Genomic DNA, 26,628 nt, shown 5'->3' with positions numbered 1-26,628 from the left:
GGTCAATTGCACCCGGGACGTCGAACAAATGGATAAATTTAGACCCCGTAGAATTACGGATATGGTTAACGGAACCCTGCGGCCGAAACGATTTTTCCCTTAATTCCTGCCCGAACCGGTCGGTCTGGTTATCGGCTGCCGCATCCTGACCAGGGGCAGTGATCGTAGACCAAGAGGGATAATTGTCATGAATGTCATCAATACCAACATCGGGGCACTGAAGGCCTCCAACGCTTCGAACACCGCCGGCAAGGCGCTTGCAACCGCCATGGAACGCCTGTCGACCGGCAAGCGCCTCAACTCCGCCAAGGACGACGCGGCCGGCCTCGCCATCGCCACCTCGATGACCTCGCAGGTCAAGGGCATGAGCCAGGGCATTCGCAACGCCAACGACGGCATCTCGATGGCGCAGACCGCCGAAGGCGCGCTCAACGAAGTAACCAACATGCTGCAGCGTCAGCGCGAGCTGACCGTCCAGGCCTCCAACGGCACCTACTCGGCCGACGACCTGACCAACATCGCCTCCGAAATGACCGCTCTCAACACGCAAATCTCCAGCGTGCTGACGAACAGCGAATTCAACGGGCAGAAGCTGTTCGACGGCTCGGCCGGCGCAGTCAGCATCCAGGCGGGCGCCAATGCGGCTGACACCGTGACGCTCGACCTGTCGGTGAATCTGACCGCAGAAGCCACGATCGTGGCTGCCGCTGCTGTCGACGTGACGGCGCTTGCTGCCGCTGGTGCGGATCTTGCGACATTCGACGATGCCATCTCCACTATCTCGAGCACGCGTGCCGGGCTCGGTGCGTCGCAGAACCAGCTGGATTCTGCGGTGAACAACCTCAACAACAACATCACGAACCTGACCGACGCGCGTTCGCGGATCGAAGACACCGATTATTCGGCCGAAACGACCGCTCTCGCCAAGGCGCAGATCCTCAGCCAGGCTTCGGGCGCCATGCTCGCACAGGCCAACCAGAGCCAGCAGAACGTCCTTTCGCTGCTTCGTTAATCCCGAGACAGCAATCGAACGCGGCGAGGTCCGTCGTCCCCCTGGGGCGGCGGGCCTTTCCTTTTGATGTTCGGAGACCCCCATCCATTGTTTGCGCCGCCCCTGCCCTTCGCCTTGCCCAACCAAGGTTGCCGGTTTAGCCTGAAAATGAAGCACAAGAGTGCAGTCGAGCCCGGCTCGGCAATTGGCTGACGGAGCGGGAGCGACAGGCTTGCCTTTGACAATCGAGCCTGCCGGGCAATGAACCGGCAGCCAACGTCCCTGTTCGCTGCAAGACCCACCGCTCTCCAGGAATGGCAGCGCGGCGGCTCGGTGGTGGCGAGCGCGCATGTGGGGATGGCCACCGGGGCGGGCCTCTATTTCTACACCTCGAGCCTGTTCGTCATTCCGCTCTCCGAACAATACGGCTGGAGCCGCGGCGATATCGCCATGGGCGCCGCACTCGGCCTGCTCGGTTCGCTCACCGCGCCGCTGATCGGTCGGCTGACCGATCGCTTTGGCGCCCGGATCATCGCAGCGATCAGCTTCGTGATGATCGCCGCGGTTTTCGCCGTCATGTCGCAAATGCCGGGCCCCTATATCCATTTCGTCCTGCTCTCCGCCCTGTTCGGGATCGTCGCACCCGGCGCGACGGGAATGACATTTTCCCGCGCAGTAACCGGCTGGTTCGAGCGCGCCCGCGGGCAGGCGCTGGGGATCATGGCGGCGGGCGCCTCGATCGGCGCGCTGCTGTTTACCCCGCTGATTGCGCATATGATCTGGCAATATGGCCCCGAGGGCGGGTTGCTCACTCTCGCTGCGCTTGCCGCCTTTCTGGGGGCACCTGTCATTCTGGTTGGCCTGAAGGACAGGGTAGCCGAAAATGAGGTTTCCGAAGCCGAGCTACATGAAGAAAGCGGCACGGGCGCGCTCGGTTCGCTCGCCGCTATCGAGCGATCCGCCCCTGCGAGCCGTTCGAAGATCTGGGCCTCGCTGCGCAGTCGCAGTTTCATCGCGCTCGCCTTGGCAGTCTTCGTAACCAATATCCCGACCTCGGGAATCCTGACCCAGCTCGAACCGCTCCTGCGGCACAACGGGATCGAGCGAACCGCTCCGCTGATCGCGATGTATTCCGTAGTCGTGCTCATCGCGCGGATCGGGATCGGATGGTTGTTCGATCGCACCGACGCCCGCTATGTGGCGGCCGTCGTAACCATGGCGGCCGCCGCCGGATGCCTGATGTTCTATTCCGGCGCGCCGGGATGGATGGTGATCATGGGAATCGTCTGCGTCGGATTGATGCAGGGCCTCGAACTGGATGCGATAGGCTATTTCGTCGGTCGCCATTTCGACCGCGACGAATTCGGCCTGATGTTCGGAATGCTGCTGACGATCTCGCTTCTCGGCACGGCTCTGGGCGTGGTCGGCTTCGGAATGCTTTACGATGCCACACTGTCGTACGATCTGGCGCTGACCTTGGCAGCGGGTGGCTTGGTGGTCGCGCTGGCGGCCTACCTCTCGATCCCGCGCGAAGCGGAATAGAGAGGAAGGCACCGAGCAGAAACGTGGGCTAGAAGTCTTTCCAGTCTGCCGCTTGCGCGTGCAGCGCGCCATTGCCATTGGCTTTCGCCATCGCGGCAATCGGCAACGGCTTCACGGGCGAGACATAGCCGTTCGACCGTTTCACCGGCTGCTCCGCAATTCTTGCGGGACGCTTCGCCGCTCCATTCTCGAGCTGGAAGTGGCCGGCCTTTTCGGCGAGAGACTCGACCTCGGTATTGAGATTGCGCGCCGCGGCGGAGGTTTCCTCCACCATCGCCGCATTCTGCTGGGTCGCTTGATCCATGCTGCCGATCGCTGTGCTGATTTCGGTGATTGCCGTCGACTGCGCCTGATTGTCCTGTGCGATGCGAGCGAGCAACTCATGCACCTCCGCGACATCGCCGGCGATGTCCTCGAGCGCACCATCGACCTTCTGAACCATTTCTACGGCGGCAGTTACATCGCTCTGCGTCGCGGTGAGCTGGTCGCGGGCGCGAGCGGCTTCCTCTTCGGAGCGCATGGCCAAAGCGCTGACGAGGTCGGCGACCACGGCGAAACCGCGCCCCGCCTCGCCCGCGCGCCCCGCTTCCACGGCGGCGTTCATTGCGAGGACCCGCGTCTGGAAGGCGATCTTGTCCAGGCCTTCGATGACGCTGTCGATGCCTTTGGCACTTTCCCCTACGCGGCTCATGGCTTCGACCGCCTGGTCGGCAGTGGTGCGGCCTTGGGTCACGGTGCCGATTGCCTCGTCGGCGCGCTGGACCGTGCTCGAAGCCGCTGCAGCCGTGGCCTTGAGGCGTTCGTCCATCTGGGTGACGGCGGCAGCGGTCTGCTCGAGACTGGCGGCATTTGCTTCGGTCCGGCGCGCCAGATCTTCCGAGGCCTGGGCGATCTCGTCCGATCCGGTGCGGATGCTCGAGGTCGTTTCCATCACCGAGCCGATCAGGTCGCGCAGGGCGGCCACGGCGGCGTTGAAGTTGGTCTTGACGGCGGTGTAGCTCTCGGGAAAATCCTGCTCGATCCTGGCCGTGAGATTGCCCCCGGCGAGCTCCGAGAGACGTTCGGAAATGGTCTCGACAACCATCTTCTGCTCCGCCTCGGCGCGGGCATTGGCTGCATCGGTGGCCTGCTTGGCGACCGATGCGTCTCGGAACACGAGAACCGCGAGCGCCATGTCACCCAATTCGTCCCCACGGTCGGTATCGGGAACAGCGACCTCGTTCTTGCCCGCAGCAAGATCGGCCATCGTCCGGGTCAATTCGGTCACCGGGCGGGCAATCAATCGCGTCAAGATGATCGCGAGGGTGATGGCGATCCCGATCAGCGCGATGCCACCAAAGATCAGCACCACGAGGGCAGATGCGATTGCCGCTTCCTGGCTTTCACTGTTCTGTTCGATTTGCGCTGTCTCGGCGTCCTTGATGTCGCGCAGGGGAAGTACTGCCGCGCTGGTCAGCACCGCCTTGCCGGCGTTTCGCGCCTCGGCGGCAGCTTCCTCGCGCTGGCCTGCCTGCACCATTGCAATCAGACGATCGCTCCAGTCCTCGCGCCATTTGAGCGTTTCTTCACGCGACGTCAGGAGGGCTGCTTCCATCGTAGGATTGGTCAGTATCTCTTCGAGTTCGATGGTGGTTCGGTCGTAGTCGTCGCGCCCCTCGTAATAGGATTTGAGGTAGGCTTCGTCGCCGGTGACGATGAAGCCGCGCATCTGGCTGTTCTGGCGCAGCAGCGCGGTCTCCAGCGCGAGCGCCTTGGCGTAGATCGATTGGCTCAGATTGTTGGCATCGGTTGCGCTGCGGATCGACGAAATATTGACGAAGAACACCAGCATAACGATCGCCGCGGTCGCGCAGATCGCGAGGAAGGATAGCCCCAGTTTTCGCGGAATTTTCATGGATTTCAGCACTGTTCGCCTCTCGGTCGGTCTTGTCGTGTGGACTGTTTGTGCCGGTGCCGGAGCGCGCAATGCGCCCCGGCACCAGACCATTAGAAGGAAAGGCGAACCGATGCGGTCACCGTCCGACCGTTCAGCGCGCGCGCGGTGACGAGGCCGCTTGCCGGGATTGCCCCCTGCGTGACGTCGGTAAGCGCGAGCTTGTCGAACAGATTGTTCCCGACCAGCGCCAATTGCACCTTGTCGTTCAGGCGAAGCTGAGCAAAGCCGTTCACCAGCGTGTAGCCGGGCAGGCGAAGCTGGTTGGAGTCCTGTGCGAAGCTCTCGGTGGTGCCGACGAAATTGGCGCCGATCGTGAACCGCTCGGTTTCCACCTGCGGCGTCACCTGGAAGATGAGGTCGGGCTGATGCCTCGGCGTGTTGCCGATCACTGCCGGGTTGAACACATCGTCCACGATCGTCGCATTCGTATAGGTGGCACCCGCCGTCACGCTGAAGACACCGCGCTGATAGGCACCCTCGGCCTCGACGCCATAGGCGCGATAGGTGCGGAAGATCTGCTCGACCTGCGTGGTCCCGTCGGGCCGCGAATTGATCTGCAGATTGCGCTCGTCGGTCTTGGCCCAGAAGCCTGTGAGGTTGAGCGTCAAATTCGCCTGGCGATATTTCACTCCGCCTTCGGCCTGCTTGACGATGTCAAAGGCGTCCGACGGATCCGTCAGGCCACCGCTGACCGGGTCAACCGCCGGGCTGAACAGAATGCGGTCTGCAGCGGCGCGGCCACCGCGGCTGTAGCGGGCGAACACCGCCAACGGCTCGGAGATGCGATAATTGATACCGCCCGAATAGCTGATGTAATCATAGTCGAAGTCGACCGGCGCCGGCGTCGTCAGCGGGACCACCCCGGTACGGCTCTCGGCGGGCGAGATAACGCCGTCGCCATTGATGTCGGTCGGCTTGATGCCCGACCGGCCGTTGCCCAGTTCGGATCCGAACACCGAGCCTTCGGCGCTGCCGCTGTTGAAGCGCACGCTGGCACCGATCGCGACCTTGCCGATATGGTAGTTCAGCGAGCCGTAGGGCGCATTGGTGTTGAAGGCGACATCGTATTTGCGACGATAGGCGTCGGTCACGATTGCGGCGCTATAGGCGAACACGCCTTCTTGCGTCTGCGGAATACCCGTCGCTGTGGTCACGTCGATGAGCGCAAGTTCGCCACCGCCGCGTACGTCGGTGATGACCGAATTGAACAACCAGTCGGTCTGGACCTCCTGACGCGATTTATAAAAACCTGCGGTGAAAGTCAGCTTGCCGCGACCAAGGTCCCAGACACGGCTGGCGCGCAGATCGTTGGTCATGTTGTCGACGCTATGCAGGCGAAAATTCTCGAACAGTGAGATCGCCAGCAGACCGTTGCCGTTCAGAGCCGTGGGGTCGGCGATCGCCTGGCCTGCATTGGGGCCGGTGGCATAGCTGAGCTGTGCACCCGGGCCGCCAAGCGAGCGGGCCAGCAGTGCGGCGGGCGCGATGGTGAGCGGGAAATTCTGGAACAACTCGCCCGAAATGTCGGCATAGCGGAAGCGTTCGGTGACCGTCCATTCGCCGATGTCGAACTTCGATTCCAGGCCGATCGACTTGACGACCGGATGGACGCCGTTGCGCATGTCGTAGCGTGCGAGATTGTTGTCGCCGTCGAGCGAGACGAAATTCGCGGCATTGGGCGACAGCAGCGTATCGCTGCGCAGGTCGAAGTTCGGTAGCGCCTCGTAGCTGGGGTTTTCGTTCGTCCCGGTGACGCGGACCGGTGCCTGCAGGTAAGTGGGAACGCGATCGTCGAGATATTTGGCGTGGAGGCGCACATAGCCGCCGGCGAACTCCTTGGTGACATTCGCTTTGATCTGGCCACCCTGCAAAGCCGTGAAGCCGGTTGCCCGCGGACCTTCGCCTTCGCGGTAGAAGCCGCCGACATGGAAGCGCAGCGTCGGGCTGATACGGCCGCCATAGTCGAAGTCGAGGCGATAATTCTCGTGGTCGACGCCGACCGATGCCTGGATCGCGCCGCCTTCGACGTCACCGGTCTTTGAAATGAAGTTGATCACGCCACCGGGCGAATTCGACGCGAAGGTCGAAGACGAACCGCCGCGGATTGCTTCGACCGCTGCCAGATTCAGGTCGTTGCGGATGAACACGTCGGCGCCTAGAAACGAAAGGTCGCCGAATTCGAGTACGGGCAGTCCGTCTTCCTGGAACTGGAGATATTTCGAGCCCGTCGATGCCAGCGGAAGGCCGCGGATCGTGTAGCTGTTGTTGGCCACGCCGCCCGAGGCTTCGACGCGAACGCCCGGAATATTGCGGACGATCTCGGCGACCGAATTGGCTCCCAGCTCCTCGACTTCCTCGGCACTCAGCGCGCTGGTCGAAATTGCGGCATCGAGGACGTCGCGGCCTTTCGCGACACCGGTCGAGAATACTTCGCGCGGCGCCTCCTGCTCCTCGGCGGAATCGGCCGTGGTCGGTGCTGCCTGAGCGAATGCATCGGATGCGAACAGCGCGAGCGGCGCTGCCGCCAGAAGGAGATAGGTGGTTTTCATTGTCTTCCCTGAAGATGTTGGATTAGTAGGGAAGTTATAGGATGATATGCCGGGGGTCGGTCGGAGGCGGGAAATTTAAGTTCCCCTCGGCGGTGCGAAAGATCTTGTTTACCCTTCTGCAATCCCGCGCTTCTAGATCCGCCTTTCCTGACCCTTTTGTTGCTCGCCTGATTTCCCTTTCCGGATACGTCACGGCTTGCACGACCTCGGGCCGATCCAGCAAAGCGACCCGACAATGACCGTCGAACTTTCGTCAGCCAGGCAGGAGAATGTGGCGCGCGGGATCGGGCTTCGGATCGCTTCTGCGGGTTCTTTCTCGACCATGGCCGCCTTGCTCAAGCTGGCGGGGGAGCAGGGCGTGGTCGCGCCGGAAATGATGTTCTATCGGGCATTGTTCGGCCTGCCGGTGGTGCTCATATGGGTTTTCGCGACCGGCGGCGTTGGGGTCCTTTCGACGCAACGCCCGCTCGCGCATCTCGGACGGACCGCGCTGGGAATTCTGGCGATCCTTTGCAGCCTGCAAGCGCTGGTGATGCTGCCGCTGGCCGAGGCTGCGACAATCGGCTTCACCATGCCGATCTTCGCGACCCTGCTGGCCTGGCTCCTTCTTCGTGAGCGCGTCGGTCGGCGTCGTTGGCTGGCGGTGGCATGCGGTCTGTTCGGTGTCGTTATCATCATGCGTCCGGGAGGGGGCGGCGGAGCGCTGCCGCTGGCAGGAGTGATCGTCGGCCTGTTCGCCGCCCTCGGTACTGCCGGGGTCACCGTCGCGCTGCGCCAGATGCGGGAGACCGAGCATGTTGCCACGATCGTGTTCTGGTTTTTCGCCGGTTCGGGTCTGGTGGGGCTGGCGCTCCTGCCCCTCTTCGGTAGCGTTCACGATGGCGAGACGATGGCGCTGCTGGCGGCCGCTGGAGTGGCCGGGGGGTTTATGCAGATCACCATGACCGCCTCGCTCCAGTCGGCGCCCGTGTCGGTGCTGGCCCCTTTCGACTATTTGCAAATCGTAGGCGCTGTCGTTCTGGGCTGGGCGCTGCTTTCGACCTTGCCCACCGTGAACACTCTTGCAGGCGCAATAATCATCAGCGGAAGCGGGCTTTTCACAGCATGGCGCGAACGCGTTTTGCAGAGGGAACGGGTTATCACTGCGACACCGTTTTCCTGAGGCAAAACGAACAAGGTTTGCAGGTTTTGCCTCATCCGCTTATCTTACTGATAACGAACCCAAACCAAGGGTCAGGAGCGCCGACAATCCAGTTGTATCGAACTTCGGCTGTCATGGAGCGCGCCCCAAACTTCTCAGGTGGCAAGCGACCTGAACGACCTAATCGGCTGTGGCGAGTAGGAGGAAGATTGGACAGTCCGCATCCAGATAGTTTTCCATAGATCACGAAAGACCCAGATTGGGCTTCAAAGTGGATAGCGTTATCAGTTTGAAAGGGCGACCGCCTTTAAAGATCGCGGGCGAACACCGGAATGACCGAGAATAGGCCGCGAAGCTGACTGACAGGAGCTGGACCGTAAGCCGACCGGTCAGTTCCGGATCGGCAATGAGCGGAAAGCTGCCATTCTGGCCTCTACCCAATTCAATGGTGAGCGCCCGCCGATGTCGATGTTTTTCGCTGCCTCACGTGAGTTTCGCGGCATGCTTAACCCTGCTCCTCGGTCGCCAGCCAGCTTGGCAGGTCCGGATCCACGGCCAGCATGGCAAGGCCCTGAGCGATTGAGGTGAGTTCATTCCCCTGCGCAAGCCGGCCCTCGCCGAAGCGCTGTTCGAACAACTTGCGTACGGCAGGGACCAACGACGAGCCGCCGGTCAAGAACACATGATCGACCTCTTGAGCCAACATTCCGGCCCTGGCCAGCGCCACGTCGACCGTTTGGTCGATGCTCCGCAGATCGGGCTCGATCCAGCGTTCAAATTCTTCGCGGCTTGTCTCCGCCTGGATGGTGAGGCCGGGACCGTGGAAGCAAAGCTCAGCATTGGTTTCAGCCGAAAGGGCGCGTTTCAACTGTCCGACGGCCTGATATAGCGAGTAGCCCAGCTCGTTTTCGATCACCGCGATCATACGCCGGATCATCGCCGGGTCGGTGGCGCTCCGCTCAAGGCGCGACAGGTCGGCCAGGGTCCGCCGGTTGCGCATCAGCGCGAGACGCGACCAGTCCCCAAAGTCCGCATAGTGACCGGCCGGTATCGTCAGCAATTTGTCGAACGAACGATAGGTGCTGCCCTTGCCAAGCAGGGGCAGCACCATGTGATTCATTATCCGGGAATCAAACCTGTCTCCCGCGATTCCGATGCCCGCCGAAGCGAGTGGGACGCAACGCTTCGCCAAGCCGGGGGCTTCGACACGCACGATCGAGAAGTCGCTGGTGCCGCCCCCGAAATCCGCGACCAGCAAGGTAGCGGGTTCGGTAAGGCGCGAAGCAAAGCCATAGGCCGCGCCCAGTGGCTCATAGACGTAGTTGATCGGGCGGCCGAGCATGGCAAACATCGCATCATAGCGTGCCCGTGCCAGTGCCGGATCCGGGCGAGCCCCGACGTAGCGCACGGGCCGTCCAATCACGATTGTATCGGGCAAGTCGTCCAGGGCGGGTCCTGCATGGGCCAGAAGGTGCTCCAAGAAGATCTGCCCCAGCTCCTCGAAGCGCAGTCGCTTGCCGAACAGGCTGGCGCCTTCAAACAATGAATTCGCGGCCATCGATTTGAAGGATTGCAGAAAGCGGCTGCCTTCCGGAAAATCGAGAAACTCCGCGATAGCCCAGGGTCCTGCCTCATGGCCCAATGCGCCAGGCACCGCCTCATCCTGCCAAAAACAGAGCGCGGAGCGAAACACTGCGTCGGCACCTTTGGGCGTGGCGAACTCGACCAGGCTCGCTTGCCCCCCGGCCGAAGCGCGCGCGATGACCGAATTGGTTGTGCCGAAATCGATTCCGACACCATTTCCGGCGGGCGTGCTGTTCGTCATGTTCGATGTTCCTTTCTCAGCCGCAAGCTGCCGGCCGGCACAGCGAGGCGGTGTACGCCCGCTCCCTGCCGCTGGTGTGGCGAGGGTATGCATCGGGCCGCCAAGCGGCTGCCGCAGTTGTCTCGCTCTATTCCAGTGGGTTGATGAAGAGATATTATGCCCTGGAGCGGAGTCGCTGGCTACTGGGTATCGTCACTCGAAGGCCCCAAAGCGGGGCGGTTTGCCGATTGCTGAACCCCCGGTGCGCAGCGCGAGAAAGCCGCGCAACCAAGTAGATTGACGACGAGGTCAGCACCAATTCCCGCGTCGATTGCAACGCCAACGGCTGCCTGGTTCTCAGGCCTTGGGTGCAGAAGGTTGAGGAACTCGCGCAAATCCTCTTCCTCACAATGAATCTCGATTGGGACTCAACCGCAGAAATCGGCTTGCACCTCCTATTCGCTCTTCCCCGAAGACGGACGGTTTACGGTCGAACGCGGGGCCCTTCCTTAAACGCTTCAGCCACGAAATCCCGACCAAGCCTGAGGCCAACCGGATCGACGCTATGCCCCAGTCCGTGGGAAACATGTGTCTTCACCTTGACCCCCAGGCGTTTGAGTTGGCTTTCGGCCTCATGCAACGCAGCAACAGGGACGACAGAATCGGCGGTGCCGTGAGCCAACATCACGGGTGGCTTTGAGAATTCCGAACGTGCCAACTCGGCGGTGCTGGTCAGCATTCCTGAATAGCCGACCATTGCTGCCACCGGGCGAGCGCGCCGCAACCCAACGTGGAGCGCCATCATGGTGCCCTGGCTGAAGCCTACCAGAGCCAGGTCTGCTTCAGTCAATCCGTACTGCTCCAGCTTGCGGTCGATGAACGCATTGATCGCTGGTGCAGCCGAAGCAGCCCCGGCGGCGAGTGCTTGCGGCGCAAAGCCTGATAAGCCCCACCATTGATAGCCTTCTGCCGTCATTCCGCAGCGCTGTGGCGCGTGAGGTGCGAGAAACAGGGTGTCTGGGAGCTCTTCCTGCCAGTGCGGGGCCAGTGAAATCATGTCCGCGCCGCTGGAGCCATAGCCGTGCAAAAGGAGTACGATTCGCTTGGGTGCTCCTCCCGATCGGGGCTGCAGGCTGGCACCATTCACAATCTTGGACATAGGGGTCTCCATCGCCGTATCTGCACGCCAAACGGACGTGGAGCTAATGCGTCTCGCCCGCTATGGTACCACGATGTCATTTGCAAAGGTCGATCACTGGATTGGTAAGACGCTGTTCGTCCCACCGATTATTAAGCTGTGCCAACTTACTCGCCAAAGCCAGTTCGCCGTTGCGCGCCTGTTTTGGTTCATCGCTGCATTGGACGGGCTGTACCGGGCCGAAACGCTTGTCGGTCAGGTCATCTGGGGTGGGTTCAGCCTGGTTATGATGGTGACCGCTTCGAGCCGTGCTGATCGCCCCACGGTCAGCTTTATGTTCTTCCGCTTGTTGGCAGTGCTCCTGCTTGGGTTGGATCTGATGAGGGGCGTCACGACCGGGGAGTGGGCAGGGATTGAGTTTTGGCTTTTCGTGTTAGTGGCCGAGTACGCGGCGACCATCCGCACGATCCCTCCCAGAAAGATAGCCAAGCTTGCGGGCAAGCAAGCTGCCGCGAAGTAATCCGCTCACTGTCGGCACGACCTTCAGCGCGAGAAAGGCGGTTCGAACGCCAGACCCAAGCGGTGACCAGGTGGTGCCCTGTCACTTGTAGGCGCACGGTCACTGGACCCAAATGGGAACCCTCTGGCACGAAACCAAAGCTGCAGCTGAAGCCCCATTCTATCGGCGGCTGACGGGTCAACCGATCGCGAAAGTCGCTCGCGAATTTATTTACGTTCGCTTGAAGGTGCCCTCGGAATGAGGAAGTCCCTTTCCAAATGCAGACCATTCTTGCCGGACCTTAGCCTGAATCTAGCTTCAGCCACCCGTTTCGAAAAACCCGACCCCGCTTCTCTCAGCCCTGCTCACGCAGGACCTGATCGACCTTGCCGCGGGTGTAGGAATGATAGGAGGGCCGGGTGCGGTCATAGATGCGGCGCGCGATCGGAAGGCCCCATTCGGCCTCATCCACGAGCGCCCTGAACAAAGGCTCGACGAACTTGTTGCGTCCCACGGTGGAGAGGAAAGTCTCCGCCTGAGCGACCGCGGGATCGTAGCGATTGCGCAACGCCGCCTCCAGCCACAGGAACTTGATTTCGTTGTTGCCGGTGGTCGACAGGCTAAGAGTTCGGTCCAGCTGCGCCAGCTCCTCGGCCGAAAGCGCTTCGGGCAGGCTGCGCAGGAACCGCATCTGCTCGGCTGCGCTCCAGCCCTGCCATGCCTGCGCATCGAGGGTACGATCCTGCGCATAGGCGCGCGCCGCCGCATCGACTGTGGCGAAGGCCTGTGGATCGGGCCGCGTGACATTGGCGGGAATGCCGGTTCCGTAAACCCACTGGTCGAGCATCAGCCGCTGTTCCAGCGCCCGGTCGTCCCCGATGAGGTTGGCGCGCATATCGGCCAGGAACATGGCCGAAGTGGCAGGCTCGAAAGCATGCCGGTCGAACCAGCTGCGTAGCCACGGATCGAACCGCTCGCGTCCGACGATGCTCTCCACCGTATGCAGGAACAGCGCGCCCTTATCGTAGGTGATGGAGGAATTGTAGTTCAGCGGATCGAGGGTGTCCGGGGTCCGTAGCGTGGTTTCAGGCGCTTGGGTGCCCAGCTCTTCCACCGCTTCCATCACCCCGGCATAGCTTAGCGCCCGCTCCTGCGCGGCGCGGGTTTCGCCGAATACCACCTCGGAAATGCGGTTTTCGAGGTAGGAGGTCACGCCTTCGTTCAGCCAGCCATCGCGCCAGCTGGCATAGGTGACCAGATTGCCCGACCAGCTATGCGCCAGCTCGTGCGCCACGAGCCCAGTCAAGGAGCGGTCTCCGGCGATGAATGTCGGGGTGAGAAAGGTCATCACCGGGTTTTCCATCCCTCCGTATGGGAAGGCGGGCGGCAAGACGATCATGTCGTAACGGCCCCAGCGATATTCGCCGTACAGCTCCTCGGCGGCATCGATCATGGCTTCGGTATCAACCAGCTCGGCGGCGGCGCGGTCGAGCGTCGCGCGCTCCGCCCATACGCCCGAGCGCGGGCCGAGGGTGCGGAAGTCGATATCGCCAGCGGCGATGGCGATGAGATAGGGCGCCACGGCCTTGTCCATCTCGAAAGTGAAGGCACGCCGGCCTCCGCCCACATCGCTCGTCTCTCCTTGCAGGATGCCCGACATCACCACGTCCAGTGGCGCCGGCGCCGTGATCCGCGCTTCCCAGGTCTGCCGGATCCCGGGGCTGTCCTGAGTGGGAATCCAGGTGCGGTTGTTGATCGCCTGCCCTTGGCTGAAGACGAAGGGGTGTTCGCCGCCCGCCGTTTGCTCCGGCGCAAGCCATTGCAGCGCATCGGCTTGAGGCGCGGAGGTGTAATCGATGGTGATCCGCCGCGCATCGCCGATCTGCACGGTGATCGGCTCGCCCTTGCCCTCGACGGTCTCGCCGATCGTGTAGGCGAGCCGGGCGCCGTCCGCTGCCATGATCTCGTTGATCTGCAGGCCGTTGGAATCGAGAACGATCTCTTCGGCGCCGGGCGCGGCGGCGATGTCCAACGTCGCTGTGCCCCCCACCGTCTGTGCCCTGAAGTCCAGCTCGAGATCGAGATCCAAATGCGTGACGCGCGCGATCTGCGGTCTGGCGAAGGTATAATCGTCGCGCGCCTCCACCGTGGCGAGAATCGGCGAGATCATACGATCCGCCTTATCCGGTCCGGTCGTGGTGCAGGCAGCAGCTGTGAGGCACATGGCCGTAAGAGCCAGAAGGCGCATCGAAATCTCCGGTAATTGAACAGCAAGCTTGTTAGATACACCCACCTTAAGCGCGAGTGAGCAGGCTTGTCATTGGAGTTCCGGGATTTCATCATCGAAGCTTTCTGGGAGCTCTCGCGAGATCAACTGCAGCCCCTCGGGGGCCCTTAGGCCCCAACCACATTGGCCCTTTGCACCGCCCAGCCCGGGCGTTCATCGCTAGCGCCCGGCCATGCTCTCGCATGGGCTTGCTGCCTGAAACGCAAAAAACCCCGCTGAAGCAGCGAGGCGATTGGATCATGATTTTCGATGAATGGTTACGGGGGTTGGATTTGAACCAACGACCTTCAGGTTATGAGGGCTCTGGGCCGGCCCTACCCTGCACTACCTTTTTTCACGCTTAAGCCCTTTATTTCAGCAGCTTAGATTGACTTTTGAGGCCAATGCTCGCTGTGTGGCTACGCACGGTTTCGCTGCAGTTCGCTCCCGCCTGCTTCCTATTTGCTTACGGATCGGACCTCGAAATCGCCGCTGGTAACAGGAGGGGTAAAATGGCCAAGCTCACAAAGCGTCAGATCGAGGCGCTTGAGCCAACCGATAAAGACTATTTTGTCTGGGATGGTGATCTATCCGGGTTCGGTATCAGGGTGTTTCCCACCGGCCGCAAGCAGTTCGTCGTGCAATACCGCTACGGGCGGATCTCGCGACGGATGAGCCTCGGGCGGTTCGGAGCCATTACGCCGGATCAAGCACGGGGACTGGCTCTCGAAGCGATTGTGAAGCTTCGCAACGACATCGATCCGATTTCTGAAAAGCGCGGCCGCAGAGACGCTTTGCTCGTAAAGGAACTCGCCCAACGCTTCGACGAAGAGCATATCGCGGTCCACCTCAAAGCTAGTACGGCGAAGGAGTATCGGCGCAATCTGAACCTTTTTATTCTGCCGGCGATCGGGCACCTACGCATCATCGATGTGACGCGGGCAGACATTTCCAAATATCATCATGATTGGCGGCACAGGCCCTACCAGGCCAACCGCAATCTCGAGATCATCTCCAAGATGTTCAACCTCGCCGAGCTCTGGAGCCTTAGGCCCGACGGCACCAACCCTCGCAAGCACATCAGGAAGTATCCCGAGAAAAAACGGGAGCGCTACTTTTCGGCAAGTGAGCTGCAAGCCGTCGGTCGGGTGCTTGGCGAGATGGAAGAGGAGCGCATCGAACTCCCCTCAGCGATCGCAGCAATCCGGCTGCTTCTCTTCACCGGCTGTCGCTTAGGCGAGATCATGTCGCTGCGCTGGGAGCACGTCGATCTCGAAGCGAACGTACTGCGTCTGCCGGATAGCAAGACTGGCGCGAAGGTGGTCCATCTTGGATCTGCCGCAGCGAGTGTACTGCGAGCATGCGAGCAGATCCCCGAAAATCCTTTTGTTATTGTCGGCCGGAATGAAGGCGCGCATCTTACCGATCTACAGCCGTTTTGGCAGCGCTTGCGGGGACGAGCCGGCCTCAAGAACGCCCGCATCCACGATCTGCGCCATACTTTCGCATCTGTCGCAGTGAGCAACGGACAAAGCTTGCCGATGATCGGAAAGCTTCTGGGACATACACAAGTTCAAACTACAGCCCGTTATGCTCACCTGGCCAACCAGCCGGTCCTGCAAGCGGCCAACGACATATCGGCGCTGATTGATCTTCAGCTTCGCGGCTCGAGCTGAGCCAATGGTCCGGCCGCTTTGTGCCCCAATATCGGCCATTCGCTGTCGAGTTATTTACGCCTAAAACCTAACGTCACCGTCGAACGTCAAAAAGCCCCTTAGACACAAGCGATAAGCTGGTCGGCCTCACACAGTTCTTGCCTCTGCCCAGCCGCCTCAACCACCATCAACTCCTGGAAGACAAAAGCAGAGTTGATCGTCTAAAATCCTACCGACATGAGCCATTTGGAAATTTTCGTTGGTGAATTAGTCGAGCATGGCTCGGATCGTATGGTGTTGGCTGAGGTCGTCGATCAGCTCGATCGCCTCGGTCGACCCGCGATCGTCATCGCGAACCTCGAGATCGGGCGCCAGCTCGATCTGGTCGTCGCGCTCGATGATCTGACCTTGGTCATCGAAGCCAAAACTTATGGAACGGCAGTCCGCGGCAGCGAGAACGGCTTGTGCTGGGAGGTGCAAACCGGGTCAGGACGCTGGAAACCGACCGGCAATGCTTTGCGACAAACCATCGCCGCCAAGTACGCTTTGCGTGACAAGATGGCTGCGTTTCACGGCGATGGGCAAGGCTATCCCGAAGCCGCGCTCGTTTACTGCCCGACTATCCCGTCAGGGTCTGCCATCCCGCGCGGGGACTTCAAGGCAGCGGTCTGCGCGTTGGACGCTGTCGGAAGGTTGCTAACCCGACAGAGCGAGTTGCATTGGCCTTTGCCGCGGTGGCGGGAATTCGCCAAGCACCTGGGGCTGACGCGCGTAAATACCATCGAAGCCGCGTGCCAGTTGAGCCTGGCGAAAGCCGAATTGCTCCTTGCGACCTACCTCGCGGCGTTCCGCGAAACTTACACGCCGCTCGCCGACGAACTGCTGCCCGAGGACGTCGCGGACGATGGAACACCCGTCTCGCCGACTAATCTGCTCGACCGCTGCACCGGCGGCGACAGCATCCTATTGATTGGGCCATCGGGCTGCGGCAAGTCGTTATGGTCGAGTCGGATTGGCGTTCGCGCCGCCGACGCCGGCCGGGTGCCGATCTATCTTTATGCCAGAGATTTCAATGGAAGCGCGGGTAACGTGCTCGCTCGCGAGGCCGCGCTGCTCGGTGCGCCCTCGCTGCGGCTGCTGCTCGACGCGTGCCGCCGCCTGGCGAAGCCGATCCTATTGCTGGTCGACGGCTATAACGAGTGCGCCCATGCTCATCGCAGCCGATTGACGCGAGCCGCCGCCGCCCTTTGCGGCCGGTACGAAGTTTCGGTTGTCGTCACCTCGCAAATTCCGGTCGAGCGCTCGGACCTGCTGGCGCTGACCGAGATGGCGCTGTCGGCGCCGCGCCACGATACGAAGCTGGCAATCGCGTCGCGGCAAGCTAGTGGAGCGCTGTCGCGGGCGGCCGCAGTGTCGCTCGACGTAGTGAAGAGTGGGCTTGAGGCCAAGCTGCTCGGTGACGTGAGCCATCGGGTTGCCGAACCAGGTAGCCGCACCGCGCTATTCGACACCTATGTTCGCGCGCAATTGGGCGAGTCCGCGTCGACCGGCATCCGTGCGCTCATCGCGATCGCAACGCTTATGGCCGCCCGTATTTCCTTCAGCTTGTCAGTGCGCGACCTAGATCGGTTGATCGCCAGCGAGGGTTTGCCGGCAGCCATTGTCGGTGAGCTGACCGCCGCGAATGTGCTGACCTTGCGCGGCGATCGCGCGAGCTTCAGCCACGAGATGTTTCTGACCGTGTTCGTGGCTGAATCAGTTGTGCGCCTGGCCGGCGCTCAGCCGGACCTAATTTTGGCGGCCATCACGTCTCCCCTCCATGCCCACCGCGCCGCCCAGATCGTCGGCTCGATCGACGATCATCACCTTCAGCATGCCGTTCTGGCGCAGCTCGACGACGCCGACGTTATTGCCGAATGTTCGGCTGGGGAATGCGGCAGTTATGCCCAGGCATGGGCGCGCGGGAGGATCGACGCCGTGCTCGATCGCGCCCTTCGTGAGGCTCACGCCATCGCGTTCGAAATTGACGAGACCTGCTACCCCATGGTGCGCCGGACCGATACATTTATGGCGCAATGGACGGGACAAGAGCGCGCGGTGATTGCGACGCTGGCAGACCATTTTTTCGCGGGACGCGACGTCGATCGCATAATGGACATCGTCGCGACACTGGATAGAAAGCTGATTTCGGAGGTCGCGCGCCTTCGCGTGCGTCTCGACGGCCGCAAGCTCGCGCTACGCAGCGCGATGTTCGAATTCTGTTACGTATCTTCTTCCCATGAAGCACCCGCGATCGCCGCGATCGCGCAGCGGCTGCACCTGAGCCTGTCGTTAGCTGACCAGCCACACCGCGCCGGCGAAATAGTCAAGAGCTGGCTGGATCGTACCGACCTCACGAACGGCCAACTGTATTTGCTGCTAATGCTCGCCCGGAAGGCGTGGAGCGACGGGGATTTGCTCGCTCCTTCCCTGCCTGCGCTTCTGAGCGAGACCTATCGATACGCGCCCTACCATTTGAAGCTTGACCTCCTGCATGCGGCGCATTTTTCGTGGCGCGCAAGCGACGATGAGAAGGCAGCGATCATCGACGCGTTGCACGCCTTGCCGGACGACCAGCACATCTTTCTGTCGTCCTCGGTGGTCGAGGCGCTTAGCGCGCTTGGCGCGCTGGAAGATTCCGAAGCCGAACAGATTGGACCCCTGCGGCAAATCTTGCGCAGTGCGCTGGAACGCTCCGGTTCGACCATGGCTGAAACCGCCTACACGTTCTGGATCGCTCGGTTCGACCATCCCTACGCCGGCGCCTACTGTACGATTTATGACGAACTTGGTGCCGCCGACCGCAAGCAAATGCTGGAAATGGCCGCGGGCGTTGCACCGCTCGATGCCTCGTTCTGCGGGCCACTAATGGTCGAACTTGCCGAGTTCGGCGATCCTTTGTCAGGGGCTCTTGTTGCCCGATGGCTTGCCTTGCCGCCCCAACGCTGCGTGATGCCGCAGGACGCCATTAAGCATTTCCTGACGGCGCACATCGCGCTGGCGCGCCTGGAGCGCGAACTGCCGCTCGACCGCCCGCCACCGCAACTTCCGTCGGAAGCGGCGCTCGCGGCCTGCGGCGAAATTCTCTATTGGCTTAACCGGCTCGACTTGGCGAGCGAGGATCAGCGCGGCCAATGTAGCGGTCCGTTGGCAATATTGGCCCGCCATAAAGCGGGCGCCGCCCCCGCCGCCCTCTACGAAATCGGACGCTGCTACATCGGCGAAGGATTGGACCGCCTGCCGGGCGCAATGGCTCCGCGACTGTCTTTCGAAACCGAATTCCGGAGCGAGGTCGCCAGCATATTCCGGCAGTGTCTCCAGTTTCCGGAACTGCAAATCGGCTATTTTTCGCATACCGATCTACAAACGATCCTAAACTATGCGATCAGCGGGATGGCGCGCGTTGGCGATGTCACCGACCTCGCGACATTGCGGGCTTTGGTGGCAAGCCCGACTTTCGGTCGAGCCGCGGTGCGTGCGGTGAACGACCTCGAAGCCAGATTGCTCGATCCCGCCTTGCCGTTACGATAGCCCTGCGGCGGCGTCGTGCTGTGCACTGGGAAGCGGCGGTCAGCTCCCGCGCTTTCCGACGTTAGGCACGCTGTGGCCCAAGGCCTGCGCCTTTATGCGCTGCGCCGAGGAGAGTGCGCGCCAGAAACGATGCACTCTCCGGGTTGGCATGGCGCGGAGGTCGGCGATGTGCTGGTCGCGGCGCAGTTCGATCTGAAAGAATGACGGATGATGATCAATCCTGAACCTCTGCAATTTCCAGAAGACCACGGCAGCATATTTGGGGGTGAGTTTGTTGTTGCGCCGATAGTATTTGAGCGCCCCTGACAAGATGGGGTTGTTCTCTTTGGCGGCGAGTTGCTCCAACGCGCGGATGCAGGAATTGAGCTGCATCAGCTGGGTTAGCTTATCCAAATGCCGCTTGGCCTGGTCGGGCGAGAGGCGCAGACCATTTTCGAGGATGGCAACGTCGAACTGGAGGATGCAATGCGATCCCACCCAGAGGGTTGCCGCCGTCAGGTGGTTGGCGATCTCGAAATGATAGCGCAATTTTTGCTGACCGCAGAGTTCGCAAGTTTCGATCGGCGTCTCGTGGTCCACAGTGTTTTCGGTGAAGGACCATTCCGTGAAAGCCGACGGCAGGGTATTCGCCACGGAAAGCGGCAGGACGCTTTCGCGAACGCGTTGGCTGTAGACGCTCACGGACAATTGTCTCCCGCAGTCATTCAGACGGTGAATCTAAGCACTAAAGTCGACAAAGCATAGTTGGAAGGATGCGCGTGCAAATAGAAAGCGTGACCGTTTCGGGATTTCGTTGCTTCGGCCCCGATGCCGTCGTGGTGGCCATCGCCTCGGAAATCACCGCCGTCGTCGGTCCGAATGCGGCCGGCAAAACCGCGCTACTGCAGGCGCTGGCCAAGCTGTTTGGAGTATCGCGCGCGCAGCGCACGGTTCAACGCTCGGATTTCCACGTTGGCGCCGACGACGATCCCGACGATCGCGAGGGGAAGGAGCTCTTCATCGACGTAGTAATCGGCTTGCCGGAATTGGAGGACGGCACGGCGACGGCGGAGACGGTCGCACCTTCGTTCCGGCATATGCAGATAGAACGCGCGGGCGCAGCGCCGGTTTGCCGGATGCGGCTTGAAGCGCGCTGGGAAGACGACGGCACCGCCGAAGGAGAAGTGTCCCAAGATCTGTTTTGGGTCGACACGCTCGACGACAACCCGCCGGAAGACAAATGTCACAGCGTGTCGGCTGCCGATCGTGGTTTGATCCAACTTTATTACACCCCCGCCAGTCGCGATGCAGCGGCCCAAATCCGTGCAACCACGGGGTCGCTGGCGGCGCGGTTGCTGCGCGCGATCGAATGGTCATCGGATACCGAGGAAGCGGTTCAGGAAGCAAGCAAAAGCCTCAATGCCGCGTTTGAAGCCGAAACGGCGATCGCAGCGATCGGTACGGCACTGACAGAACGCTGGTCAGACCTACACGATGAGGTCGTCGATACGAGACCCCGGCTGAGCCTCGTCAGTCGCCGGTTCGAAGAGATCGTCAACAAGATTGTGGTGATCTTCGAGCAGGGTGCGGACGGCCATGAACGTGGTTTGGACGCGCTCAGCGACGGTCAGCAATCCTTGTTCTACTTCGCGCTGGCGGCCGCGGTGTTCGATCTCGAACGTAAGGTGGTCGCCGGTGACGTCGAAGGCTTTCTCGACGACCAGCTGCGCATCCCGGCGCTAACGCTGTTCGCGCTTGAGGAACCGGAGAATCATCTGTCGCCCTATTTCCTTGCGCGGATCGTCCGCCAAGTCCGATCACTTACCGGGGATGGCGGCGCACAGGCAATCATTACCAGTCATTCGCCGGCGGTCCTGAGCCGGGTGAAGCCGCGCGAGGTGCGCTACTGCCGCTGCGACCCCAAAACCCGCATCTCCACGGTCAAGAAGATAAAGCTCCCTACCGCAACCGACGAGGCGGCTAAGTTCGTCCGCGGCGCAGTCCTGGCCTATCCGGAATTGTATTTCGCGCGCTTCGTCTTGCTCGTCGAAGGCGATTCCGAACGAATCGTGCTGCCGCGCTTAGCCGAAGCCCTGAACCTTTTGATCGATCCGGCCTTCGTCGCAATCGTACCGCTGGGCGGTCGCCATGTGCAGCACTTCTGGCGGCTGCTGAGCGACCTTGGCATCCCCTACTCCACCTTGCTCGATCTGGATCTCGGCCGGGCGGGCGGGGGCTTTGGCCGCGTCAAGACAGCGATCGAGAATTTGATCGAAATCGGCGCGCCCAGGATTGAGTTGCTGAAGATCGAGGGCGGCGTGTTGCCCGACGTTGATTTTGCAAAGATGCACACGTGGCAAGACACTGAAGACCGCAAGGTCCTCAAGGGGTGGGTTGATACCCTAAAGGCCTACGGCGTTTATTTCTCTGCTCCGCTCGATCTCGACCTCGCCATGCTGAAGGCGTTCCCGGACGCTTACGAAGCCATCATCCCGGCAGGCGGCGGGCCGAAAATGGCACCCGACAAAGCGGCTGAGGCCGTGCTTGGAACGTCTGGGCCAGGGCTGACTTTCTACACGGGCGCCTTCAAGGACTATGCTCAGCTGCTGCCCGCATATCGTTATCACTTCTTGACCCGCAGCAAGCCCGCGACGCATCTCGCGGCCCTGACCCACATCGAGTCCAAGGCTTTGCGCGACGACATGCCCGCGGTCTTGCGCGATGTGCTGAAGCACGTGGCCGCCAATCTGCGGCGAGACTGAACGTGGCGGTGCTGGCGCGGCGAGTCCGTCCTGAACAATGGAAACCGATTGGCGTCGCGGCGCTCGAAGCGAACGCCATGACCGTCGTGCGCTCGACAGACAATCGTTCGGTGATCGCCGGGCCTGGCGCTGGGAAGACTGAGCTTCTTGCTCAACGCGCGGCTTATCTGTTGCAGACCGCAACGTCGCCGCCACCGCGCCGCATCCTGGCGATCAGCTTCAAGCGCGATGCCGCTTCTAATTTGGCAGCACGGGTCGGCCAGCGTTGCCACCGCAGCCATGCCGCCCGGCTTGACTCGATGACGTTCGATGCCTTCGCAAAGGGATTGGTCGACCGTTTCGGCCAAGCGCTTCCCAAGCGGTGGCGGCCGCGTACTGACTATGAGATCATGTTCACCAGCGACGCGCTTTATCGCGGATTTCTGCTCCAAGAGGTCGGTGCGCCACCGAAGATCATCGGCTCCTACGCCGACTTTCAGGCGATCTCGCTGCGGGAGTTCGAACGTGAGTTACTGCTGGGCAAACCGTTGCCCGAAGACGGTTGGCCGATCCCGACCGTCGGCCAATGGGCGGCGGATCGCTTTTGGCAGTCGTCGTTGCATGAAGGAAAAACATCGCGGCTTTCCTTTCCGATGATCGGTCGGCTCGCCGAGCTGCTCCTGCGCGTCAATCCGATGGCGCGCGAGGCGTTGCGGCTCACCTACTCGCATCTGTTCATGGACGAGTTCCAGGATACGACGCAGGTCCAATATGACCTGGTGCGAACCATCTTCAAGGGCACCGAAACGGTGATAACGGCGGTTGGCGACAACAAGCAGCAGATTATGCGCTGGGCGATGGCGATGGACGATCCGTTCGCCGCGTTCGATCAGCATTTTGTTGCGAAGCGAACACCGCTCTTCAATAATTACCGCTCGTCGCCGGAATTGGTCCGAATCCAGCACGTATTGGCTCAGGCACTGGATGCGCACACAGTCAAACCGGTTTCGAAAACGGTGGGAACGGTCGCGGGCGACAGTTGCGCGATCTGGGATTTCTCGACGCCCGAAGCGGAGGCCTCCAGCCTCGCCGCCTTCGTTGCGAACGAAATAAAGACCCACACGCTTGTGCCCCGCCATTTCGCGCTGTTGGTCCGGCAGAAGCCGGCGGACTATGCAGCCGTGCTGGCCCCCGCATTCGAAGCAGCCGGCATCCCGCTGCGCAACGAAGCCGGTTTTGTCGGTCCGATGATGCTGCAGGAGCTGTTGACCGAAGAAGCTTCGCGGCTGGTGGTGCAACTTCTGCGGTTGGCCATGACCAAACACGCGGGCCGCAATTGGTCGGAATGCCAGGCTAAGCTCGGTGTGTTGCGCGGCATCGCCATCGACGACGAGCCAGCGCAGGCGAAGCTGGCGCGTAAGCTCGATACCTTCGCCACGACGTTAGCAGCTGCGCATCCAAAGGCGCCCACATCGTTTGCGGACAGCTTGGCGATTGTAGAGCAGGCCATCGACTTCATTGGTCGCCAACGGCTGGTCGCCGTGCATACGTCCTATGCGCAAGGGGGCTGGCTCGGGAAGGTCGTGGAAGCAATTAGTTCGCATCTGACCGGGTCTGCCACGCGCGGCGGGGCTTGGAGCGAGGTGCTCGACATTTACGAGGGAGTCGACGCCATTCCGCTGATGACCATTCACAAGAGTAAGGGCCTCGAATACCATAGCGTGATATTCGTGGGACTGGACGATGGGGCATGGTGGAGCTTCGCGAACGACCAGATCGAGGCCACTGCTGGATTCTTCGTAGCGTTCACCCGCGCCAAGCAGCGAGTTATCTTCACATATTGCGCGCAACGCGGGCGGCGCACGAAAATCGCTACGCTGTACGCGCTCTTGAACAAAGCTGGCGTAACGACCATCGCGGTCACGTAAACGCCGATGTCGAGCAAGGGTGACAGCCATGCTGCGCGTGAACCTGGGTCCGCTTTCCGCAAATCGCCATCCGAACCCTGCTTGGCGGCTCCCGGCCCAGCTACTGCCATGCGCCGAGGATTGCCTTGGGTGAGTTTAGAGGCACATGAAACCACATCTCAAAAGGTAATCAAAGATATCATCGTATCCTTGAGGAGACCGGGTTCGGTCAGTTTCAGAGCCCTCCGGAACAAACACGACTAATCCCTGCCTGGCTCTCGTTAAAAGCACGCGATACGAATTTGCGATGTACCCCCGCCGAGCGGGATCGTTGACCGCTTGCCATCGGGATCCACGAAATTGGAGCATTTCCCAGCCGTCTCTAAAGCGCCTGAGATTTGCGTCCCAAGATAGGCAAGCCCAATCGAGCTCTAACCCCTGGACATCAAACTCTGTCGCGGCATCTTCGAGTGCATCGGAGGATCGGACGTCGTCTAGTTCAGCCAGAAACCATTTCTCGGGCTCGATCTTCGCTTTGACGAAAATGCCGTGCGGCTTGAGACGATGGCCATTCGAAGAAGCCAGCAGCCCCGCTCTCTCGGTGCCCCTCCTTTGAGACCGAAGCCATTCGCGAGCCTGATCGAGATCGCGCGTGATCAGAAGTGGGTAGTCACCGAGCTCTGCGTGCACTTCGTTCGCGGCGTCCGCATCTCCATCGATAACATGTCCGACAAAATCCGAGAGCTTCTCGGCGCGAAACGAGCGGATCGACGTTGCGAGGTGCAGGGCCGGAGCACGTACTTCGTTCGGGAGCACTATTGTCGTTTCGAGTGCATTGGGAACGTGTGCTTCCCAATGTGGAAACGACCGGTTCAGAGCTCTCAACCACTCGTCGATGCCAGCCTCACCAGTGTTGATTTCCTGCCCCCCGCCAACGAGGCATACGATCGCGCACCACTGAGGATGGCGGTCCATGATGCTGAGCAAAAACTCTGGCTCAGACATTGAGAAGCCGACCTGCCCCTTTTTTTGCTGCATAAACTTGGAAGTCTGCTCGACATTCCATGCCCGCTGAGCCTCGTCGAACACTACCACCTTTTCATCAGGTGGGAGTAGCGAGGTTAGTGCCTCATCTCGAAAATGATGGATGTTCTGGATGAATGCCGAGGCCCTTCGTTTTTCGAGGGTCTTAGAACTGGGATTTTCGCTCGTCTTGGACTGTGCAACAGCGTCTAGCGCCAGCGCTTCCCTCAATACGGCTACCAGCGGTCCATTGCCTGATAGGAAAACCGCGTGCTCGTCCGAATGCGAGCGCTGGCGAGCTGTCGCGATGTTGAGTCCGGCTAGCGTCTTCCCAGAGCCAGGCACTCCAGTTATGAAACATATTATCTTCTTATCAGCCTTCTTCGCGCCTTCGATGGCCCTCGACACATAGTCGGCCGTTTTAGTCAGATTGTGCGCTCCGGCTTCAGAGCGCGAAATTTCCTCGACGCCGTGCCCGCCGTATAGGGCCTGCGCCGCCTCGACGATGGTGGGCGTGGGCCGGTATCTCCCACCCAACCAAACAGATGAGTCAATCGAGCCGCCCTCACCCCAGATCCGGCTGGTGAAGTTTATCAGGGGAGCGAGCTCTTGAGGGCTTACAGTCAGAGGGCGTGCTAAGCGAAGGTCGTCCCACTCAAGAGCGGCGACCTGTCCGCCGGTCGCTTCGGTCGCCACCAGGATCGGCACGATATCTCGTTCATGGCTCGGTTCGTGGAAATGTTTTAGATCGAGGCCGTAGCCATACGTCTGATTTAGGCTCGAGCGATCAAACGTCTTCGAGCCGACCTTGTACTCGACAACAAAAATGATTCCAGAATGTAAGATTACGAGATCGGCCCTGCGGCCCATTCTCGGGATCAGAAATTCCATCGAGAAATGCGCGTCGGGAAGGTCTCGAGCAAGCTCACGCAAATGCTTGATCTGGTAATTCCACGCTGAGCGCTGGGCCGGCTCAATAGGAAATGAAAGCTTCCCCGCAAGCTGCCCATATATTTCGGCATCGCTGAAGGTTCTAACCTCGGAGGCGGAAAGTGTGATGAATGTGCGATGCATCTTCGGTGGATGAGCTAAAGCCAACCAGCAAGCAACGCCCTAAGCTTTCGGAGGCTCGTGGATCGAGACCGACAGCACGCTATTTGAAGAAGCGATCGGTCGGGTCATTCTCAAATTCTTCTTCCATCGCGATCCCTGTTCGAGCCGCAGGCGAAAACCCGAACTCTGCCGCGAGAGACTTCATGTTCGCAGTCTGCTGATTGAACATACGCTGGTAAGGTGAGAGCACCACGTTCCCGTTCGAAGTACGAATGAGAAGCGCCGAGTTCGCAAGCTTTTGCGCAGCCTGATTTCGGAGATCGACGGCGACGACCCAGGAGACAAAGAGCTCACTGTCCATCCCTTTGAGCAAGCCATATGGAGCTGCAGCTACAGCGTGCTCCCAAATCCGCAGCTGGTCGGGCGTCAGCCAATCGGGCGGTGCAGATAGCCCATCCGTCGGTTGGGGCTCGCAAGAACGCAGCCTTTCCGCCCGCCGGTCGCGAGAGTTTTCAATCAATTTCAGATGGGTGGGTTTGGTACGACGTCCCATTCCTAACTCCTTGCCATCTATTCTCACCTGTGGGGCGGACAAAACCAAGACCGAGCGGGGCGGATCGCGAGAGATGCGATGCGACGCGTAGATCCACGTAATTCAAAATTTCGACCAAATGGGAAATTTTGCCCCCCGCCGGTGTCCGTCCTTTCCTCCCCAAGGTTTCTAACACCCCCCTCCCCACCACGCGGCTCTATCCAAGTTTTTTCGCTTTGGTGTTGCGGATTGAACTGGTGCGACAAACGCACAGGTCTCCAGTGACGAAGACCTGCGCGGGG

Annotated in this window: 16 protein-coding genes; 8 read left to right on the top strand and 8 right to left on the bottom strand. The window is 60.8% G+C overall.

What is annotated here, in order from left to right:
* Positions 1–187 precede the first annotated feature (187 nt).
* Positions 188–1,012: a flagellin gene (locus tag A9995_RS09730; protein ID WP_067612177.1), complete on the top strand. Its 825-nt coding sequence runs from the start codon at positions 188–190 to the stop codon at positions 1,010–1,012.
* Positions 1,013–1,252: 240 nt separating this feature from the next.
* Entirely contained in the window at positions 1,253–2,533 is a 1,281-nt protein-coding gene (locus A9995_RS09725) for an MFS transporter (protein WP_067612174.1), read from the top strand.
* Positions 2,534–2,561: 28 nt separating this feature from the next.
* Here A9995_RS09725 and A9995_RS09720 read toward each other — a convergent pair whose 3' ends face one another.
* Both A9995_RS09720 and A9995_RS09715 read right to left on the bottom strand, forming a co-directional pair.
* Entirely contained in the window at positions 2,562–4,427 is a 1,866-nt protein-coding gene (locus A9995_RS09720; protein WP_233998157.1) for a methyl-accepting chemotaxis protein, read from the bottom strand.
* A gap of 92 nt (positions 4,428–4,519) precedes the next feature.
* Positions 4,520–7,018, bottom strand: coding sequence for a TonB-dependent receptor domain-containing protein (locus A9995_RS09715; RefSeq protein ID WP_067612168.1), 2,499 nt, complete (start codon positions 7,016–7,018; stop codon positions 4,520–4,522).
* A gap of 235 nt (positions 7,019–7,253) precedes the next feature.
* Here A9995_RS09715 and A9995_RS09710 point away from each other — a divergent pair, with 235 nt between their 5' ends.
* Positions 7,254–8,180 carry a DMT family transporter gene (locus A9995_RS09710; protein ID WP_067612636.1) on the top strand — a complete coding sequence of 309 codons (927 nt, stop codon included), beginning with the start codon at positions 7,254–7,256 and terminating at the stop codon, positions 8,178–8,180.
* Between the two features lie 484 nt (positions 8,181–8,664).
* On the opposite strand, the gene A9995_RS09705 is transcribed toward A9995_RS09710, so the two are convergent.
* Together A9995_RS09705 and A9995_RS09700 are read right to left on the bottom strand one after the other, a co-directional pair.
* Positions 8,665–9,984, bottom strand: coding sequence for an Hsp70 family protein (locus A9995_RS09705; RefSeq protein WP_067612165.1), 1,320 nt, complete (start codon positions 9,982–9,984; stop codon positions 8,665–8,667).
* 463 nt (positions 9,985–10,447) lie between these two features.
* Complete coding sequence (locus A9995_RS09700) at positions 10,448–11,122, bottom strand: alpha/beta hydrolase (RefSeq protein ID WP_067612633.1); 675 nt, start codon at positions 11,120–11,122, stop codon at positions 10,448–10,450.
* Between the two features lie 46 nt (positions 11,123–11,168).
* On the opposite strand from A9995_RS09700, the gene A9995_RS09695 reads away from it, so the two are divergent.
* Positions 11,169–11,621, top strand: coding sequence for a hypothetical protein (locus tag A9995_RS09695; protein ID WP_233998156.1), 453 nt, complete (start codon positions 11,169–11,171; stop codon positions 11,619–11,621).
* A 334-nt stretch (positions 11,622–11,955) separates the two neighbouring features.
* Here the strand turns inward: A9995_RS09695 and A9995_RS09690 are convergent, their stop codons facing one another.
* Positions 11,956–13,770 carry a M1 family metallopeptidase gene (locus tag A9995_RS09690; RefSeq protein WP_233998155.1) on the bottom strand — a complete coding sequence of 605 codons (1,815 nt, stop codon included), beginning with the start codon at positions 13,768–13,770 and terminating at the stop codon, positions 11,956–11,958.
* A 608-nt stretch (positions 13,771–14,378) separates the two neighbouring features.
* Here A9995_RS09690 and A9995_RS09685 point away from each other — a divergent pair.
* Together A9995_RS09685 and A9995_RS09680 are read left to right on the top strand one after the other, a co-directional pair.
* Positions 14,379–15,542: a site-specific integrase gene (locus A9995_RS09685; RefSeq protein ID WP_067612628.1), complete on the top strand. Its 1,164-nt coding sequence runs from the start codon at positions 14,379–14,381 to the stop codon at positions 15,540–15,542.
* 216 nt (positions 15,543–15,758) lie between these two features.
* Positions 15,759–19,091, top strand: a complete 3,333-nt coding sequence (locus tag A9995_RS09680) for an NERD domain-containing protein (protein ID WP_145916892.1) — start codon at positions 15,759–15,761, stop codon at positions 19,089–19,091.
* A gap of 39 nt (positions 19,092–19,130) precedes the next feature.
* On the opposite strand, the gene A9995_RS09675 is transcribed toward A9995_RS09680, so the two are convergent.
* Complete coding sequence (locus A9995_RS09675; protein WP_145916891.1) at positions 19,131–19,772, bottom strand: hypothetical protein; 642 nt, start codon at positions 19,770–19,772, stop codon at positions 19,131–19,133.
* A 92-nt stretch (positions 19,773–19,864) separates the two neighbouring features.
* Between A9995_RS09675 and A9995_RS09670 the strand changes: the two genes are divergently transcribed.
* Together A9995_RS09670 and A9995_RS09665 are read left to right on the top strand one after the other, a co-directional pair.
* Positions 19,865–21,832: an ATP-dependent endonuclease gene (locus A9995_RS09670; protein WP_233998154.1), complete on the top strand. Its 1,968-nt coding sequence runs from the start codon at positions 19,865–19,867 to the stop codon at positions 21,830–21,832.
* Between the two features lie 2 nt (positions 21,833–21,834).
* Positions 21,835–23,739 (top strand): UvrD-helicase domain-containing protein, encoded by a 1,905-nt coding sequence (locus A9995_RS09665; RefSeq protein WP_067612153.1) that lies wholly within the window; start codon positions 21,835–21,837, stop codon positions 23,737–23,739.
* 135 nt (positions 23,740–23,874) lie between these two features.
* Here A9995_RS09665 and A9995_RS09660 read toward each other — a convergent pair whose 3' ends face one another.
* Both A9995_RS09660 and A9995_RS16040 read right to left on the bottom strand, forming a co-directional pair.
* Complete coding sequence (locus tag A9995_RS09660; protein ID WP_067612151.1) at positions 23,875–25,815, bottom strand: DUF2075 domain-containing protein; 1,941 nt, start codon at positions 25,813–25,815, stop codon at positions 23,875–23,877.
* 79 nt (positions 25,816–25,894) lie between these two features.
* A complete protein-coding gene (locus tag A9995_RS16040) occupies positions 25,895–26,347 on the bottom strand; it encodes a P27 family phage terminase small subunit (protein WP_082992618.1) in 453 nt (150 codons plus the stop codon).
* Positions 26,348–26,628 lie beyond the last annotated feature (281 nt).

It is taken from the genome of Erythrobacter sp. QSSC1-22B (assembly GCF_001678665.1).
Classification (GTDB): domain Bacteria; phylum Pseudomonadota; class Alphaproteobacteria; order Sphingomonadales; family Sphingomonadaceae; genus Qipengyuania.
The sequence above is the reverse complement of the archived record's forward strand: the minus strand, read 5'-3'. Positions and strand labels throughout refer to the sequence as shown.

Bases quoted from the DNA above. Each gene is read 5' to 3' on its own strand.
- A9995_RS09730 (WP_067612177.1), top strand. From the start codon at position 188: ATGAATGTCATCAATACCAACATCGGGGCACTGAAGGCCTCCAACGCT.
- A9995_RS09725 (WP_067612174.1), top strand. From the start codon at position 1,253: ATGAACCGGCAGCCAACGTCCCTGTTCGCTGCAAGACCCACCGCTCTC.
- A9995_RS09720 (WP_233998157.1), bottom strand. From the start codon at position 4,427: ATGAAAATTCCGCGAAAACTGGGGCTATCCTTCCTCGCGATCTGCGCG.
- A9995_RS09715 (WP_067612168.1), bottom strand. From the start codon at position 7,018: ATGAAAACCACCTATCTCCTTCTGGCGGCAGCGCCGCTCGCGCTGTTC.
- A9995_RS09710 (WP_067612636.1), top strand. From the start codon at position 7,254: ATGACCGTCGAACTTTCGTCAGCCAGGCAGGAGAATGTGGCGCGCGGG.
- A9995_RS09705 (WP_067612165.1), bottom strand. From the start codon at position 9,984: ATGACGAACAGCACGCCCGCCGGAAATGGTGTCGGAATCGATTTCGGC.
- A9995_RS09700 (WP_067612633.1), bottom strand. From the start codon at position 11,122: ATGTCCAAGATTGTGAATGGTGCCAGCCTGCAGCCCCGATCGGGAGGA.
- A9995_RS09695 (WP_233998156.1), top strand. From the start codon at position 11,169: ATGCGTCTCGCCCGCTATGGTACCACGATGTCATTTGCAAAGGTCGAT.
- A9995_RS09690 (WP_233998155.1), bottom strand. From the start codon at position 13,770: ATGATCTCGCCGATTCTCGCCACGGTGGAGGCGCGCGACGATTATACC.
- A9995_RS09685 (WP_067612628.1), top strand. From the start codon at position 14,379: ATGGCCAAGCTCACAAAGCGTCAGATCGAGGCGCTTGAGCCAACCGAT.
- A9995_RS09680 (WP_145916892.1), top strand. From the start codon at position 15,759: ATGAGCCATTTGGAAATTTTCGTTGGTGAATTAGTCGAGCATGGCTCG.
- A9995_RS09660 (WP_067612151.1), bottom strand. From the start codon at position 25,815: ATGCATCGCACATTCATCACACTTTCCGCCTCCGAGGTTAGAACCTTC.
- A9995_RS16040 (WP_082992618.1), bottom strand. From the start codon at position 26,347: ATGGGACGTCGTACCAAACCCACCCATCTGAAATTGATTGAAAACTCT.